Annotated in this window: 14 protein-coding genes; 5 read left to right on the forward strand and 9 right to left on the reverse strand. The window is 75.3% G+C overall.

Features of this window, described 5'->3' with window-relative positions; all coding sequences use genetic code 11:
- Nucleotides 1-714: a TetR/AcrR family transcriptional regulator gene (locus tag ACFY61_RS00455; RefSeq protein ID WP_389464919.1), complete on the reverse strand. Its 714-nt coding sequence runs from the start codon at nt 712-714 to the stop codon at nt 1-3.
- A 104-nt stretch (nt 715-818) separates the two neighbouring features.
- Here ACFY61_RS00455 and ACFY61_RS00460 point away from each other — a divergent pair, with 104 nt between their 5' ends.
- Complete coding sequence (locus ACFY61_RS00460) at nt 819-2,957, forward strand: hypothetical protein (RefSeq protein ID WP_389464921.1); 2,139 nt, start codon at nt 819-821, stop codon at nt 2,955-2,957.
- A gap of 133 nt (nt 2,958-3,090) precedes the next feature.
- On the opposite strand, the gene ACFY61_RS00465 is transcribed toward ACFY61_RS00460, so the two are convergent.
- From ACFY61_RS00465 to ACFY61_RS00480, 4 genes are all read right to left on the reverse strand, one after another.
- The gene (locus ACFY61_RS00465) at nt 3,091-4,140 is read right to left on the reverse strand and encodes a PDR/VanB family oxidoreductase (RefSeq protein WP_389464924.1); all 1,050 of its coding nucleotides are present in this window, start codon (nt 4,138-4,140) and stop codon (nt 3,091-3,093) included.
- Nucleotides 4,137-5,033, reverse strand: a complete 897-nt coding sequence (locus ACFY61_RS00470) for a metal-dependent hydrolase (RefSeq protein ID WP_389464925.1) — start codon at nt 5,031-5,033, stop codon at nt 4,137-4,139. The genes ACFY61_RS00465 and ACFY61_RS00470 overlap by 4 nt, the downstream gene beginning before the upstream one ends.
- A gap of 127 nt (nt 5,034-5,160) precedes the next feature.
- Nucleotides 5,161-7,095 carry a hypothetical protein gene (locus ACFY61_RS00475; RefSeq protein WP_389464928.1) on the reverse strand — a complete coding sequence of 645 codons (1,935 nt, stop codon included), beginning with the start codon at nt 7,093-7,095 and terminating at the stop codon, nt 5,161-5,163.
- A gap of 238 nt (nt 7,096-7,333) precedes the next feature.
- Nucleotides 7,334-8,128, reverse strand: coding sequence for a tyrosine-protein phosphatase (locus ACFY61_RS00480; protein ID WP_389464931.1), 795 nt, complete (start codon nt 8,126-8,128; stop codon nt 7,334-7,336).
- A gap of 391 nt (nt 8,129-8,519) precedes the next feature.
- Between ACFY61_RS00480 and ACFY61_RS00485 the strand changes: the two genes are divergently transcribed.
- The gene (locus tag ACFY61_RS00485; RefSeq protein WP_389464934.1) at nt 8,520-9,248 is read left to right on the forward strand and encodes a hypothetical protein; all 729 of its coding nucleotides are present in this window, start codon (nt 8,520-8,522) and stop codon (nt 9,246-9,248) included.
- Nucleotides 9,249-9,310: 62 nt separating this feature from the next.
- Nucleotides 9,311-10,876 (forward strand): PepSY-associated TM helix domain-containing protein, encoded by a 1,566-nt coding sequence (locus tag ACFY61_RS00490; RefSeq protein ID WP_389464936.1) that lies wholly within the window; start codon nt 9,311-9,313, stop codon nt 10,874-10,876.
- A gap of 69 nt (nt 10,877-10,945) precedes the next feature.
- On the opposite strand, the gene ACFY61_RS00495 is transcribed toward ACFY61_RS00490, so the two are convergent.
- Together ACFY61_RS00495 and glnII are read right to left on the reverse strand one after the other, a co-directional pair.
- The gene (locus ACFY61_RS00495; protein WP_389464939.1) at nt 10,946-11,587 is read right to left on the reverse strand and encodes a winged helix-turn-helix domain-containing protein; all 642 of its coding nucleotides are present in this window, start codon (nt 11,585-11,587) and stop codon (nt 10,946-10,948) included.
- A gap of 417 nt (nt 11,588-12,004) precedes the next feature.
- Nucleotides 12,005-13,024: a glutamine synthetase gene (glnII, locus tag ACFY61_RS00500; RefSeq protein WP_389464940.1), complete on the reverse strand. Its 1,020-nt coding sequence runs from the start codon at nt 13,022-13,024 to the stop codon at nt 12,005-12,007.
- Nucleotides 13,025-13,259: 235 nt separating this feature from the next.
- On the opposite strand from glnII, the gene ACFY61_RS00505 reads away from it, so the two are divergent.
- Complete coding sequence (locus ACFY61_RS00505; RefSeq protein ID WP_389465891.1) at nt 13,260-14,195, forward strand: Gfo/Idh/MocA family protein; 936 nt, start codon at nt 13,260-13,262, stop codon at nt 14,193-14,195.
- A gap of 15 nt (nt 14,196-14,210) precedes the next feature.
- Here ACFY61_RS00505 and ACFY61_RS00510 read toward each other — a convergent pair whose 3' ends face one another.
- Both ACFY61_RS00510 and ACFY61_RS00515 read right to left on the reverse strand, forming a co-directional pair.
- Nucleotides 14,211-14,756 (reverse strand): hypothetical protein, encoded by a 546-nt coding sequence (locus tag ACFY61_RS00510; protein WP_389464943.1) that lies wholly within the window; start codon nt 14,754-14,756, stop codon nt 14,211-14,213.
- Nucleotides 14,757-14,827: 71 nt separating this feature from the next.
- Nucleotides 14,828-15,277: a MarR family transcriptional regulator gene (locus ACFY61_RS00515; protein ID WP_389464946.1), complete on the reverse strand. Its 450-nt coding sequence runs from the start codon at nt 15,275-15,277 to the stop codon at nt 14,828-14,830.
- Nucleotides 15,278-15,389: 112 nt separating this feature from the next.
- On the opposite strand from ACFY61_RS00515, the gene ACFY61_RS00520 reads away from it, so the two are divergent.
- Nucleotides 15,390-16,232, forward strand: coding sequence for an alpha/beta fold hydrolase (locus tag ACFY61_RS00520; protein ID WP_389464949.1), 843 nt, complete (start codon nt 15,390-15,392; stop codon nt 16,230-16,232).
- Nucleotides 16,233-16,547: the final 315 nt, after the last annotated feature.

Raw genomic sequence — 16,547 nt, forward strand, 5'->3', positions numbered from 1 at the left:
TCACCGGGGACCGGGCACCCCACCGCCGGGCACCAGGGCCGCCAGCCGGCCCACCAGCTCCCCGAACGGCCCGTCGGCGGGCTCACCGGCCAGCATCGCCCCCGCGACGGCGGCCATCTCCGCGTCGTACGCGGCGGACACCGCGACCAGCGCGGCGAAGTCGTGCACCAGCTGCAACTCCAGCTCGGCCCGCGGGATCCGCCGGCCCTCCAGCCAGATCAGCGCGGTGGACTCGGCCAGCGACACCCAGGACCGCACCACCAACTCCAGCCGCGCGGGCGGCTCCTGGACGCCCAGGTGCGTCAGGATCTGCTCGTACGCCGCCTGCCGCACCTCCTGGATCATCGCGTTCGTCCGGCTGCTGCCCACCGCCGGCCCGCCCCGCATCAGCGCCGCGAACCCCGGCCCGTGCCCGTCGACGAACTCGAAGAACCGGCCCATCACCCGCAGCAGCCGCGCCCCCAGCGGCCCCTCGTGCGGCTCCACGAACAGCCCGGCGAGCTCGTCGGCGGCCCGCCGCAGGGCGGCCTCGTACAGGCTCAGCTTGCCCGGGAAGTAGTGGTACACCAGCGGCCTCGATATGCCGGCCGCCGCGGCGATCTCATCGATCGACACCTCGTCGGGGGAGCGCTTGCTGAACAACTCCAGCGCCACGCCGATGAGCTGCTGCCGCCGCTCCTCGACCCCCATCCTGCGCCGCACCCCGGTACTCATGCCGCACACCCTAATGCCTTGCCCTGCACGTGATACCTGGCCTAGCGTCTGCCGAACATGTTCAAACGGGCCCCGGTGAGGGGCCCGCAGCGGGTGGGAAACACATGACGGTCTTCACAGCGGGACGGCTGCGCCGTGCCTCCGGCGCGGCACTCGGTGCCGTACTCCTGGCGGGCGTCCTGCCCGGTAACGGCCTCGCCGCCGTCGCGTCCGCGCAGACCCCTTCGGAAGCCCAGCTGGCCCTGAAGAAGGCGAAGTCGACGGGCCTCGCCGTGGAACTCGTCAGCCGGCGCACCGAGTACACGACCACCTACGCGAACCCGGACGGAATGACCTTCCGCTTCGACAAGTCCGCCGTCCCGGTGCGCGCGAAGAACCCGGCGGGCGCCTGGACCGCCGTGGACCCGACGCTGGTGGTCGGGTCCGACGGCCGCCTCACACCCAGGGCGGGCGTGGTGGGGGTGTCCTTCTCCAACGGCGGCGCCGGCGCGGACATGCTGAAGGCACGACCCGGCGCGGGCCGGACGCTGTCGCTCGGCTGGAACGGGACCCTGCCCAAGCCGGCCCTCGCGGGGGACACCGCCACCTACGCGGAGGTGCTGCCCGGCGTGGACCTGAGGCTGACCGCGTCGGTCGACGGCTTCCGGTACGGCCTCGTCATCAAGTCTGCGCAGGCCGCCGCCCATCCGGCGGTGAAGCGGGTCAGGTTCCCCCTGGCCGTGCAGAACCTGAAGGTGGCCGGGAGCCCCGCCTCGGGATGGTCCGCCAAGGACACCTGGGGGCGCGAGCTGCTCGCTTCGGCGCCGGCCCTCATGTGGGACTCACGTGGCTCGGGCACCCCGCCGAACGGATCTCCGCTCGAAGGCCCCTCGGCGGGCGACGCCTTCCGTCCGGCCCCGGTCGAGGTGACCTCCGACGCGCTGACGCTCGTACCCGACGCGGGTCTGCTGGCGCAGACGGACCCCGCGGCCTACCCCCTGCACGTCAGTCCCTCGGTGGTCCGCAAGGACACCGAGCGGCTCTTCCTCCGCTCCGACGGCTACCGGGACCACGGCTGGGCCAACGGCCCTGACCGTCGTGGCAAGGGGACCGGCAGGGCGGGTGCCCACGTGGAGCGCCTCTACTACCAGTTCGGCGCGTCGGGGCTGGAGAACAAGGAGGTCCTCGACGCCCGGTTCCGCCTGACCCGTGCCGGGGCCGCGCAGTGCGCCGCCCGCCCGCTGCAGCTGCTGCGCACCGGCGGGGCCGTCCACCGGACGACGACCTGGGCGACCAAGCCGCCCGCGGTGGACCGGATGGGCGACCGGCTGCTGGGCGCCTCCTCAGGCACGGCCTGCGGCAGCGGCTCGTCCAGCGAGACGGTGACGTTCACGGACAACCCGGCCGAGAAGGACGAGAACCTCACCCCGACCGTCCGCGACCTGGCCGACGGCGTCCTGCCGCGGCTCACGCTGGAGCTCCGGGCGGAGAACGAGACCGACGCCACGGCGTGGAAGTCCTTCCGCAACGACGCGGTGCTCTCGGTGACCTACCTGGACAAGCCGGACCGGCCCACCGGCGTGGGCGTGGTCACCCGCGCCCCCGCTCCGGTCTGCTCGACGGACGAGAAGGCCCCGACGCCCACGGGTGACGACACGCCGCTGCTCAAGGCCGTCGTGCAGGCCAAGGCGGGTGAGGAGTACGGAGCGAGGCTCCGCGCGGCCCTGCGCGTGGAGCGGAAGCAGGCGGACGGTACCTGGACGCTGGTCGGCAGCGAGATCCAGTCGCCCAGTGCCGGATACGCCGGGGACGATCTCCCCACGAGCGAGGCCTTTCCCGTGAAGCTGGCCGGAAGGACCGTGTACCGGTACTCGGCAGCCACTCTCTCCTACACCACGGACACCCTGGTCAGCCGCGGTCACGCCGTCGGCTGCTACTTCACCGTCGACCCGACGCCTCCTGCTGCGCCGACGGTGACGTTCAACGGCCCGTACAGCGAGTGCACGGGAACGTCGTGCGCCGGCGCCGGCGGCCCGGGTACGCCTGGCTCGTTCTCCTTCGCGCCCGGGACCGGGTCGGGTGACACCAACACCGCCTACGCCTACCGCCTCTCCGGTGACTCGACGTGGACCGAGGTCGTGGGTGCGAAGCCCACGGTGACGATCACGCCCTCGACGTCGGGAACCCACCAGCTGGGCGTGCGAGCGAAGGACGCCGTCGGCCGCTGGGGTGCCACGACGGAGGTCCTCTTCGTCGTCGGTTAGAGGGCGTGGCCTCAGCGGGTTCTGCACCATCACGGTCCGCAACTCCGCGGCCTAACCGACCGACGGGGGGGCCACCATGACGGACGTCCGCTGAACGCGGCGGCCGGTGTCCGCCCCGAGGCTCCGGATGCCCTCAGAGGTCGAGGACGACGTGGTCGTCCGCGGCGCGGGAGACGCACAGGAGCATCGAGTCCTCGCGTTCGGCGTCGGTGAGGAGTTCGTCGCGGTGGTCGACCGTGCCGGAGAGGACGCGGTGCCGGCAGGTGCCGCAGAAGCCCTGTTGGCAGGAGTACGGGGTGTCGGGGAGTGCGCGGCGGACGGCGGTGAGGGCCGATTCCGTCGCGGCGACCTCCAGCACGGTGCCGGTGCGGGCGAGTCCGACCGTGAAGGGGCGGGCCGGGTACGGGGTGGCGGGGCCGGCGGTGAAACGTTCCGTGCGGACCGGTACCCCCGCGGGGACCGCCGCCTCGACCGCCCGCATCAGCGGTTCGGGCCCGCAGCAGTAGACCAGTGTGCCGGCCGGCAGCGCGGAGAGCGCGGCGAGGTCGGGGAGGCCCGACTCGTCCTCCGGCCGGACGGTCACCCGGTCGCCGTAGGCCGCGAGTTCGTCCAGGAAGGGCATGCTCGCCCGGGAGCGCCCGCCGTACAGCAGCGTCCAATCGGCGCCGGCCGCGGTGGCCGCGCGGAGCATCGGGAGGAGCGGGGTGATGCCGATGCCCCCCGCCACGAACGCGTACGAGGGCGCGGGCTGGAGCTCGAACCTGTTCCGGGGCGGGCGGAGTTCCAGTTCGGCGCCTTCGACCAGCCGGGCGTGGGCCTCGCGGGAGCCGCCCCGGCCGTCCTCGACGAGGCGGATGGCGACGGTGTAGCGGCCGGTCAGCGCGGGGTCGCCGCAGAGGCTGTACTGGCGGACCAGTCCCGACGGCAGCCGTACGTCCACGTGGGCGCCCGGGGTCCAGGACGGCAGCTCCGGTGATTCCAGCACCAGCCGGAGCACGCCCTCGGCCGGCTCCGAACGGGACACGATCAGCGCCCGCAGCCAGCGGCGCGGCGAGTGTCCCGAGACCGGCTCCTCCAGGGCGGGCAGCGGCCAGAGGGGGGAGCGGCGGATGCGGCTGCGCAGGGCGCGCCGGGTCAGGTAGGCCGCCCCGGTGACGGCGGCGAGCGCCACGGCCCGGTTCATCGGCCCGCACCGCCGTTCGCGCCCGGAGAGCCGGCCAGGTAGGCCACGGCCTGGGCGGTCGAGCCCTCCTGGGAGGGGTGGTAGGAGCGCGAGAGGTAGGTGGGTATGGACCGGAGCATCGCCGGGGTGGAAGGCAGCGTGCCCTGCCGGCCCGCCCGGACGAACTGGCCGAAGGTGGCCTTCCCGTCGCGCAGGGTCGGGTCGTTCTCCATGAAGAACCGGGCCCCGCGCTGCCAGAGGAAGACCAGGGCGGCGAAGGCGCTGGCCCAGGTGCGGGCGCGGCGCCGGTAGCTGCCGTCCACGTGCATGAACAGGTCGAAGGCGACCGAGCGGTGTTCCACCTCCTCGGCGCCGTGCCAGCGCAGCAGGTCCAGCATCATCGGGTCCGCGCCGCGCCGGTCGAGCTCGCCGGCGTTCAGGATCCAGTTGCCGAGGAACGCGGTGTAGTGCTCGATCGCCGCGATCATCGCGATCCGCTCCAGCAGCCACCAGCGGCGGGCCCTGCCGGGCGGGAGGGTGCGGTCGCCCAGCAGCTTCTCGAAGAGCCAGTCCACCTGGGCGGTGTAGGGCGTGGGGTCAAGGCCGAGGCGCTTGAGGTGGGGGAGGACCTCGTCGTGCGCGGCCGCGTGCATGGCCTCCTGGCCGATGAAGCCGACCACGTCCGCCCGCAGCCGCTCGTCCTCGATCAGCGGTAGCGCCTGCTTGTAGACGTGGACGAACCACCGCTCGCCGGCCGGGAGGAGCAGGTGGAGGACGTTGATGGTGTGCGAGGCGAACGGGTCGTCCGGCAGCCAGTGCAGCGGGGTGTCCTCCCAGCGGAAGGAGACGTTCCGCGCCTGGAGTTCCACGTGTTCCGACGCCATGGGGGCGGGGGCGGGCGGCGTATTAGACATGCTGTCAATGTACTGATGGGTAGGTGCCCGCGACAGACCCGTGCACCGAGTTGTGCACCGAATCGTGCACCGGTTCGTGCACCGGTTCGTGCGCCGAGTCGTCGCCCGTCCGCCGCCCCGGGGCGCTTCAGCGCAGCACCCCCGCCGTCGTGCCGTCCGCCAGTTTGCCGTTCAGGTCCACCTGCGCGCCGGCCGGGGCCCGCACCGCCAGGTGGTTGCCCGTGGCCCGGCCCGAGGCGCCGCCTCCGACGGTGAGCGAGGTGAACTGCGAGCTGCCCGCCGCCAGTACGTACCACCTTCCGCCGGGCGACTTCCACAGCACCCCCGCCAGCACCCGCGGCTCCAGCGGACCGCAGGCCGGCGAGTCCTCCGCCTGCGCGGCCGGCGCGGCCGTCGCGGACCCGGGGGCGAGGAACTGCGCCTGCACCCGCTCGCCCGTGCCCCGCCAGGTCTCCGCCCGGGTGCACAGCCAGGACGCCGTGGCCTTCCCCTCCGGCAGCGGCTGCTTCGCGTACGCCCACGCGTTGACCGTACGCACCCCCTGCGAGCGGACGGACGGAAGCAGGCACGCCAGCTTGGACCAGTCCGCCGGCGAGGCCTCCGCCGTGGCGCCCGGGGTGCCGGAGGTGAGCCGCGCCGGGGTGAGCTCGCCCAGGTCGGTCACCAGGGTCGAGGAGCGCGGGCCGGTCAGGGACAGCGCGCTCCAGGAGGTGCAGGTGCCGCCCGGCGCCGGGGAGGCCACCGGCGGGGTCAGCCCCTCCGGGGTGATCCGCAGCGCGGCGGCCGCCCCGGCCGGCCGGAGCAGGTCGCGCAGGGCCGCGCCGGTCACCCACGGCGCGGTCAGGTAGCGGACGTTCCCGTCGACGCGGCCGACCACCAGCGCCCCGGCGGTCTCCGCCGAAGCCCCGTCGGTACGGGCGAAGTCCAGCGCCGCGCCCGACGTCCCGGCGAGCGGCTCGGCGTACCGGACCACGCGCAGCCCGTCGTGCAGGAGGACCACCACCGCCTGGTCGACCTCGCCCGCGAACAGCAGCTGCGCGGGGCCCATCGGCGGGCCGGAGGGGGTGCCGGGGGTGGCCGAGACCACCACGGAGGCACCCGGCCGGGCCCAGACCGCCAGCGCCCGGCGCAGCAGCGCGGTGTCCTCCACCCGGGAGCCCCGCGCCGGCCACACGGAGAAGTCGGTGCGCGAGGACGTACGCCAGGCCCCGGCCTCCGCCCGGCTCAGCCTGGCCGGGTCCAGGGCCTGTTCGGCGGCGGCGTTCAGCGCGTACGGCGGGGCGGCCGGGCCGTCGGCGCCCCAGCCGCCGCCGGGCAGTCCGAGCAGCGCCCCGCACACCAGCGCGGCGGCCCCGGCGGCGAGGGCGGCCCGCCCGTACCGGCGGCGGCGCAGCAGGTCGGTGGGCCGGGCCTGGAGGACGCACGGGTCGAACTCGGGGGCGGAGAGCAGCGCGTCCGCCGCCGGGTCCCCGGACTCCGCCACGGCGGCGGCCGGATCGGCGACCCCGGCCTCGGCCAGCACCCGCCGCACCTCCGCCTCGGGCAGCCGCTCCAGCGCCCGCAGCGCGCAGGCGGCCCGGCCGGGCCCGCTCCGGGTGGCCAGCCACTGGTCCAGGGCCAGCTCCTCGGCCCCGCCCGAGCGCGGGAACAGCCGCAGCCCCCACACCTGGGGGAGCAGCGGCGGCAGCTGCGCCCGCCGGGGCAGCGGCCGCCCGCGCAGGCTCAGCGGTACGCCGGCCTCCAGCGCGGCCCGCAGCACCCGCAGCCGCACGTACGCGTACCCCGGGTCGGGCGCGGCGGCTCCCCGGCGGCCGGGGACGAGCGCCGGACGGTCCGCGCGGCCGCGGGGGAGCGCCCGCTGGGTGAGGGAGTGCGCGGTGAGCACCCGGCGGTGCCGGCCGAGCGAGGGCGGCAGCACCAGGTAGGCGAGGCGCACCAGCCGGGGGTAGTGCTCGACGATCGCGGCCTCGGCCTGGTCGATGCCGACCCCGGGTCCCGCCGCCTGGGGCGCGTCGGCGGACGGGGTCGCGGGGGTACGGGTGGCGGTGTCCGGAGCAGTCACGTTCAGCAGAACGAGCGAATCGTGGGATGGTCACCGTGACCCCGCGACCACCGGGGCCCTGCCCCACACCCCCGCCGCGCCTCAATCGCCGGCGGGGCTGGTTGTGGCGCAGCCGCCGCGTGCCTGTGGGGCGGGTCCGGGCGTGCCAGCCCGAGCGGCGTTTGAGCGGGCCGGGCCGGTGGCGCCGGGGACCTGGCCGGCCGGGGGCGGCCCGGCCGGGGGCGGCCCGGGGCGTTCGTCAGGCGGTCAGCCGGGTTCGCAGGGCCGCCACCGTCTCGTCCGGGACCCCGAGGCCCTCCCGCACGTACTTCTCCATGGAGCCGTAGCGGGCGTTGACCTCGTCCAGCGCGGCCTCCAGGTAGGCGGGCACCACGCCTATCAGGGCGAGCGCGATGTCCGGGTTGCCGCCGGACGCGGTGAAGCCCTCGATCAGCGGGGCGAACGCCTGCCGGACCGCCGGGTTGACGGACAGGTACTCGTCCATCAGCGTCTCGTCGTCCGCGCCGAGCAGGGCGAGCACCACGGTGGCGCCCCAGCCCGTGCGGTCCTTGCCCGCCGTGCAGTGGAAGAGGAGCGGGCCGGACTCCGGGTCGGCCAGCTCGGTGAGCAGCGTGCGGTACGCGGCCTGGCCGGAGCCGGAGCTGACGAAGGAGCGGTAGATGTCGCCGAACAGGGCCTCCGCCTTGCCGCCGCCCAGGTGCTCCTCGGCCAGGATCGGGTCCGCCAGGATGTCCTTGAGCTGCGCGGCGACCGGCACCCGGCCCTCGCTGACCTTGTCCGCCAGGACGTCCCGCACCAGCAGGCGGGCGCCGTCGGGCACCCGGTCGGGGTATTCGCCGCGCTCGGCGGCGGTGCGGAAGTCGATGACGGTGCGGATCCCCAGGGCGGCCACCGCCGGGTCGGCGTCCGGGTCGAGCCGGTCCAGCTGGCCCGAGCGCAGGACCAGGCCGGGCAGCACCGCGCGGCCGCCGGAGAGGGGGGTGCCGCCGAGGTCGCGGAGGTTGGCGACGGTGGTGGACGGGGTGGCGGTCATCGGCGGCTCCAGCGGGCGGGCGTAAGAAGTTGCTGCGTGATTTATATGATTTTCCGATGCTTTGTCGCGGATAGGTAATCGGGGGCCGGCGGGACGTCGTGCGCCGGCCGGACGTACGCGCCGATCCGCACGCTCCCGGCGTACGCCGGTGCGAGAAGCAAAGGGCTCACGCGATCATGATCGGTCACAGGGGGCCGGGGCCTGCGGCCGGGGGGCGTGCGAGCCCGTCGCGGTACCCGCCCTCCCCAAGCGTCGGGCCAGGTGGGAGCATGTACCGGCCATGACGGAAAACCCCGCGCCGATGCGCGTCACCCGGGCCGCGATGTTCGCGGCGGTGTGCGTGGCATTGGCCGCGGTGGGGCATTCGTCCATGTCCGATACCGATATTCCTATGAGCGGACTCCTGGCCGCGTTCGCAGTGACCGGGGGGCTGGCCTGGCTGGCCGCAGGGCGCCGCCGCGGGCCGCTCGGCATCGCCGGATCGCTCCTGACCGTCCAGGGCGTACTCCACCTGGTGTTCTCCGCGGCCCAGCCGGGCGCCCACGCACCGGCGGCCGCGGCGACCGGTCCCGCCGCCGGCCCCGCGACCGGCCCGGCCCACCACCACCTGCCCACCGCGCCCCCCGCGTCGGCGCCGGGCCACGGCCCCGGCCACTCCCACTCGGACCACGCCGCCGACCTGGCCGCCGACCTGGCCACCACCGCCGACCCGGCAGGGGCCCTGTCCGCGCTGCCCGGCCTGGCCGACGCCTCCGGCCCGCCCGGCCTCGCCGACCTGGCCGCCATGGCCGGGCACGGCGGCGTCGGCATGGTCGCCGCCCACGCGCTGGCCGGGCTGTTCTGCGCGCTCTGGCTGGCCTGGGGCGAGGCCGCCGTCTTCCGGCTGCTGCACACCCTGCGGGCGGTGGCGTCCGCCGCCGCCCTGCCGCTGCTGCGCGCCGCCGCCGCCGCGCTCGGGGCGCGGGTGCCCGTACCGCCCGCGCGCCCGGCGCCCTTCCCCGCGTACCGGCGCCCGCGCCGGCTGCGCGGGGCCGTGCACGCCCACGCCGTGGTCCGGCGCGGCCCGCCCGGGTGGCCGATCACCCGCGCCACGGCCCCCGGCCGTCCTGCCCGCGCCTGACCGGCGCACCGGCGTGACCTGGGGCCGGTTACCCCATGTCCACGCCAACCCGAGGACCCATCATGTCCATCGACGACATCCCGGACGCGCACACCCGCGTCAGCGACCCCGAGCACGACAGCGACCACGACAGTGACCCCGGCCGCCACCCCGAGCACGACGACGACCGGGAGCACGGCGCCCGCACCCGCCCGGACGCCGACGAGCAGACCTCCCGGCAAGCGACCCGGGCCGGCGGCTGGGCGGCCCTGCGCCCCCTGCTGCTCCGCGTCCACTTCTACGCGGGCGTCCTCATAGCCCCGCTGCTCTTCGTGGCCGCCACCACCGGCCTGCTCTACGCCCTCTCCTTCCAGGCGGAGAAGATCGCCTACTCCGACCAGCTCACCGTGGCCCAGGTGGGCGAGCGGACCCTCCCGCTCTCACAGCAGGTGGAAGCCGCCCGCCGGGCCGCCCCGCAGGGCGAGGTGGTCGGCGTCTGGCCCGGCCCCGACGCGGAGGCCACCACCCGGGTGATCATGGAGAGCCCGGAGGCGGCCGAAGGGCGCACCCTCACCGTCTTCGTCGACCCGTACACCGCCGAGGTGCGCGGCGAGCTGGAGACCTCCGGCGACGCGCTCCCGCTGCGGGCCTGGCTGAGCGAGTTCCACGCCAACCTCCAGCTGGGGGACCTCGGCCGGAACTACAGCGAGCTCGCCGCCAGCTGGATGTGGGTGGTCGCCCTCGGCGGCCTCGCGCTGTGGATCGGCCGCCGGCGCACCCGCCGCGCCCAGCTGGTCGTGCCCGACCGCAAGGCGGCACCGGGCCGCCGCCGCACCCTGTCCTGGCACGGCGCGGTCGGCCTGTGGGCCGCCGCCGGCCTGGTGGTGCTCTCCGCGACCGGCCTGACCTGGTCCAAATACGCGGGCGAGAACATCGGCGCCCTGCAGGACCGCCTCGGCGGAGCCACCCCCTCGGTGTCGGCCACCCTCGGCGGCGCCGCGGGCGCGGCCGACGGCGGCGACGAGCACGCCGGTCACCAGATCGGCGCCGACGGCAAGATGATCATGCCGCCGGCGGTGGACGTCGGCGTGGACGAGGTGGTCGAGGCGGCCCGCGCGGCCGGCGTCACCGAGAGCCTCCAGATCACCATGCCGTCCGAGGGCAAGGGCTACGTCGTCAAGGAGCGGGACCGGACCTTCCCCGTCCACCTGGACGCGGTCTCCGTGGACCCGGCCGACGGCAGGGTGATGGACGAACTCCGCTTCGCGGACTACCCGCTGCTGGCCAAGCTGACCCGCTTCGGCATCGACGTCCACATGGGCCTGCTGTTCGGCCTGGCCAACCAGCTGGCCCTCGCGGCGCTCGCGGTCGCCGTGATGCTGCTGGTGTTCTGGGGATACCGGATGTGGTGGCTGCGCCGCCCGACCAAGGCGCGGACCCTCTCCGCCGGCCGGCCGCAGCCGCGCGGCGCCTGGCGGAAGCTCCCGGTGACGGTGCTGCTGCCGCTGGCCGCGGTGGTGGCGGTGACCGGCTGGTTCGTCCCGATGCTGGGAATCAGTCTGCTCGCGTTCCTGCTGCTCGACGGCGCGCTCGGCCTGCTGGCCCGGTTCCGCGCCCGGAACGGGGCGGCGGCCGGGCCGGCCGCGTAGCCGCGCACACCGCCGGTGGCCCGTGCTCCCCCTCGTGGAGCACGGGCCACCGGCACGTCGTGCCGCCCGTCAGGGCGCGTACTTGTAGCCGACGCGTCGGACGGTCTGGATCGCGCCCCGGTGCGCGGCGCCGAGCTTTCGGCGCAGCCGGGCGACGTGGACGTCGACGGTGCGGCCGTCTCCGACGTGGCCGTAACCCCACACGGTGGTCACCAGCTGGTCCCGGCTGTGCACCCGGTACGGGTTGGCCACGAGGTGGGCGAGCAGCTCGAACTCCAGGTAGGTGAGGTCGAGGAGCCTGCCGTCGACCTCGGCGGTGCGCCGGGCCGGGTCGATCCGTACGGGCGTGTCGGCGGCGCCGGCGGCGGGCGGCCCGGACCGCACCGCGGCCACGGCCCCGGTCACGGCCACGGCCCCGGTCACGGCCCCGGCCCCCTGAGCGGGCGGGACCCCCGGCTGCTGCTCGGCCGGTACGAGGACGAGGTAGCCGATCATCGGCGGCTGGCCCGGGAGGGCCGGCAGCGTGTGCTGGGGTGCGGGAAGCCAGGTGGCGCCGGGCGGGAGGAGGTCCGCCACCCGGGCGACCTCGTCGCGGTCCACGGCGCGCAGCCGGTGGCGGGGCGAGGTGGCCGGGAACGGGAAGCGGGTCGGGGCGGGGGAAGCGGTCGCGGTGGCGGTCGCAGCGGAGGACAGGGCACGGGTGTTCGCCATGAGTGGTCAGCTCTTTCACGCGGAGTCGACGGAGGACGGTGGTTCGTCGTCGTGCCGCGCAGACCGAAGGCCTTCGGGAAGTTCGGTTCCTGGTCCGGAAGGCGTTAGAGGGCCGGCGCGTTCTTCGCGCGGCAACACACCCGGTCGAAGTCGTGGTCCTGACGGGACGGCCAGAACGGTTCGAGGTCGCTGCGACCGTTCGAGGTGTGCGAGTGGCTGGCCATGGCCTCATTGAAGCAGATGTCAGGTCCCCGCCGTAGGCCTCGTCTCACCTGGTGGAGCGGAATCCCATATTCCCCTAGTGGGGCTGAAGGGCCCCTCCGTTCCCGCCACCTGACGGCACGGGAACGGAGGGCCCCGGGCCGGACCTCGGAGCACGCCCCGGACCAGGCTTCAGACCGGGCCACCGACCAGGCCTCAGACCAGGCCCTCCTTCTCGAGGCCGGTGCAGCAGGTGTCCACGATCAGCCGCGTCACCACGTACGGGTCCACGTTCGCGTTCGGACGGCGGTCCTCGATGTAGCCCTTGCCGTCCCGCTCCACCTGCCAGGGGATGCGGACCGAGGCGCCGCGGTCCGAGACCCCGTAGCTGAACTTGTCCCAGGGCGCGGTCTCGTGCATGCCGGTCAGGCGCTTGTCGATGTCGGCGCCGTAGTTCTTGACGTGGTCGAGCGGCTTGCTGCCCTCGCCGAGGGCCTCGCAGGCCGCGATGATCGCCCGGTAGTCCTCGCGCATCGCCCGGGTGGAGAAGTTGGTGTGCGCGCCGGCGCCGTTCCAGTCGCCCTGCACCGGCTTCGGGTTGAGCGTCGCGGAGACGTCGAAGTCCTCGGCCGTGCGGTAGAGCAGCCAGCGCGCGATCCACAGCTGGTCCGCGACCTCCAGCGGCGGCAGCGGGCCGACCTGGAACTCCCACTGGCCGGGCATGACCTCGGCGTTGATGCCGGAGATGGCCAGACCCGCGGCCAGGCAGTGGTCCAGGTGCTTCTCCACGATCTCGCGGCCGAAGATCTCGTCGGAGCCGACGCCGCAGTAGTAGCCGCCCTGCGCCGCCGGGAAGCCGCCGACCGGGAAGCCGAGCGGGCGGGCGCCGTCGAAGAAGGTGTACTCCTGCTCGATGCCGAAGACCGGTTCCTGCGGGGCGAACTTCTCCGCCACCGGGCGCAGCAGGGCCCGGGTGTTGGACTCGTGCGGGGTCAGGTCGATGTTGTCGACCTCGCAGAGGACCAGGACGGAGTCGCCGCCGCGGATCGGGTCCGGGCAGGAGAAGACCGGCTTCAGCACCCGGTCCGAGGCGTGTCCCTCGGCCTGGTTGGTGCTGGACCCGTCGAAGCCCCAGACCGGCAGCTCCTCCCCGTCGGCGAGGATCCTGGTCTTGGAGCGGAGCTTCGCGGTCGGTGCGGTGCCGTCGATCCAGATGTACTCAGCCTTGTAGCTCACGGGCCCCATCCTCGAGACTCAAGCGCGGTCGCGGGCGCCGTGGGCCGCCGCGTTCGCCGTGCTCGCTGCGGTCCCTCGGTCGCTGCGGTGACGACCGCAGCGTGCCCCGTGGCGGTTTCCCTTCCGTTGCCCGGGTGTGAACCCCGTGTTACCGGCCGATCCGGCCCAGGTCGGGCGTGCCGTGCGGGTCGCGGGCCGTACGTCCGTCCGAGTGCGGCACACTGTGAGGGTGAGCATTTCGTACGATTTCAGTCCCGCCGGAGGCGGTCCCCGCAGCCGGGTCGGGCTGCTCGGCACAGGGCCCTGGGCCCACCGCACGCACGCCCCCGCCCTCGCCGCCCACGCGGCGCGCGGCGGTTCGGAGTTCGCCGGGGTGTGGGGCCGCCGCCCGGAGGCCGCGGCCGAACTGGCCGACCGGTACGGGGTGAAGGTGTACGAAGACCCCGACGCCCTGTTCGCCGACTGTGACGTCGTCGCCTTCGCCCTGCCGCCGGACGTCCAGGCCCCGCTCGCGGTCCGGGCGGCCGCCGCCGGCCGCCACCTGCTGCTCGACAAGCCGGTCGCCACCACCGTGGCGGACGCCCGCGCCGTCGCGGACGCGGCCGGGCGGGCCGGGGTCGCCTCCGTCGTCTTCCTCACCCTCCGGTTCGCCGAGCCCGCCGCCGGGTGGGTCGCGGAACAGGCCGCGCGCACCGGCTGGTTCACGGCCTCGGCGCACTGGCTGGGCGGCGTGTTCGCCCCCGACGGCGCCGGCACCGCCGGCGCCTACGCGGACTCGCCCTGGCGGCGCGAGAAGGGTGGCCTGTGGGACGTCGGCCCGCACGCCCTCTCCGTGCTGATCCCGGTGCTGGGTGACGTCACCGCCGTCACCGCCGCCCGGGGGCCCGCCGACACCGTCCAGCTGCTGCTCCGGCACGAGTCGGGCGCGGCCGCCACGGCCGTGCTCGGCCTGAGCGCCCCGCGTGCGGCGACCGGCGTCGGCCTGGAGGTGCGCGGCACCGAGGGCGTGTTCCGGATGCCCGACTGGGGCGACGTCCCGGGCGCGTACGGACGGGCCCTGGACGCGCTGCTGGACTCGGCCCGCACCGGGGTCCCGGACCCGCGCGGGGCCGCGTTCGGGCTCCGGCTGACGGAGCTCCTGGCGGCCGCGGAGGCGCAGCTGGCGGGCTGACCCGCCCACCACGGCTCACTTGATGACGGCGTTCGCCACGATGATGGCCAGGCCGATCGCCGCGTCGGCGGCACCGGTCAGCAGCGCGGACGTCAGCCGGTAGCCGACGCGGAGGGCCACCAGCGACCCCCAGGCGAACAGCAGCGCGGTGTTCAGGCCCAGTCCGACGGCGGTCACGGCGGACTCGTCCTGCCAGCCGACCAGCCCGGACACGAAGAGCAGCGCCACCGTGGGCAGGGTGGCCGCGACCAGGGGCCACTCGTTCCACAGCGCCCGTACGAGCACCCGGCCGCGATGGGCCAGGGGGCCGTGGTGGTCGGCCATGTGGTGCGAGTAGCCGTGCGCGAGGGCGGCGGCCGCCGCCGTCACCAGGACCCACGTGGCGTCGTAGAACGGTGTGTACTCGCCGCCCTGCTGTTCCAGCGCGGCCAGCAGGGCGCTGCTCAGGACCGTCCCGTACACGCCGCCGAACATCCAGTCCGCGCCCCGGCGGCGGGGCGGCGGCAGCGGGCGGTGCGGCGGCGGTCCGCCGACGGGCGGGGTCGGGGGCGGTGTGGTCACCGGTAGTCCTTCTTCGTCTCTTGAGGGCGGTTTGTCGGTTTTGTACCGACCCACCCTAGGCGGAGCGGACCTCAAGCTCCGGTGAAGACCGCCTGCGAGGCCGTCAGGAACCGGCGGATGACCTCCCGTTCCGTCTCGTCGAACGCGTCCAGGACGCCGAGCAGCCCGTCGATCAGCGGCCCGAAGAACTCCCGGCCCAGCCGTACGGCCTCCGGCTCCACCCGGAGCAGCACCCGGCGGCGGTCCCGCCCGTCGCGCACCCGGGCGACGTGACCCAGCCGTTCGAGCCGGTCGATCACGGAGGTGGTGCCGGCCGAGTTCAGGCCGAGCCGGGCGCCCAGCAGGCCGGCCGTGGCCGGCTCGCCCGCGCGTTCCGCGTCCAGCAGGCAGATCAGCGCCCGCACGTCGGTCGGGTGCATCCCGTTGCGCGCGGCGAACTCGGCCTGCCGGAGCCCGAACTCCACCGCCACGGCGCGGAGCAGGTGCACCGGTTCCAGGTCGCGGTTCCCGTTGTCGGACACGGCGTCTCCCCCTAAAGTCTCTCGTTGAGCGAGATTATCGCCCGGCGAGTCACCGGGCGGTCAAGCCGAGGGCCGACTCGTCCCGGAGGGGCCGGCCCGGACAGGGGGACACGTGCCGCACACCGCTTCCTTTTCCTTCCGCGCCGCCTATGGCGCCGTACTGGAGCGCTGGCCCGGCCCGGTCACCGGCGCCGCCCTCCCCACCCCGTACGGCACCACGTGGGTCAACAGCGCCGGTCCCGCCGACGCACCCCCGCTCGTGCTGCTCCCCGGCGGTGGCGCCACCTCCACCGTCTGGGGCGCGGCCCTCGCCGCCGGGCTGGCCCGCACCCACCGGGTGCACGCCCCCGACCTGCTCGGCGACCCCGGCCTGAGCGTCCCCGACCCCGCCCGGCCGCTGCGGACCGTCGCCGGCCTGCACGCGTGGCTGGACGCCGTGCTCGACGGGCTCGGCCACCAGCGGGTCCACCTCGCCGGGCACTCCTACGGCGCCTGGATCGCCGCCCACTACGCCGTCCGCTCCCCGCACCGCATCGACCGGCTCGCGCTGCTCGACCCCACGCAGGTGTTCACCGGGTTCCGGCCCGGCTACTTGCTGCGGGCCCTGCCGATGCTGGCCCGCCCCACCCCGGCCCGGATCCGCCGCTTCCTCGACTGGGAGAGCGGCGGCACCCCGCTCGACCCGCACTGGCTCCGGCTCCAGGAGGAGACCGCCGGCTTCCGGTCCGCCCGGCCGGTCACCGGGCCGCGGCCCCGCCTGGAGGTCCTCCGGGAGAGCGGCGCCCCGCCGGTGCTGGCCCTGTTCGCCGGGCGGTCCCGCTGTCACGACGCCACCCGGGCGGCGCGCGCGGCCGCGGCGGTCCTGCCGGCCGGCGCCGAGATCGGCGTACTCCCGGACACCGGCCACCACGGGCTACCGCTGACCGCGGCCCCGGAACTCGCCCGCCGCCTGTGAGGCGCTGCCCCCACGGCCCGGCGGGAGCCCGCTCGGACACGCGGGGCGCCGCCCCACACCCCGCGCCTCAATCGCCGGCGAGGCTGGAACGGTCCGGCGGGGCTGGTCGTGTGGCGGGGCCGGATTGCCGGGCGGGTGCTGGTGGGGTCGGGGCGGCTGGGCGTGGGCGTCGCCCGCGCGGCCCGGTCCCGGTGGGGCACCTCCAGCCCGAGCGGCGTTTGAGCGGGTCCGGCGGGAGCCGGGTTGGGCTCGTGGGGCGCTGCCCCACACCCCGCGCCTCAATCGCCTGCGAGGCTGGGAATGGTCCGGCGGGGC

This window comes from Streptomyces sp. NPDC012888 (assembly GCF_042900645.1).
Classification (GTDB): Bacteria; Actinomycetota; Actinomycetes; order Streptomycetales; family Streptomycetaceae; genus Streptomyces.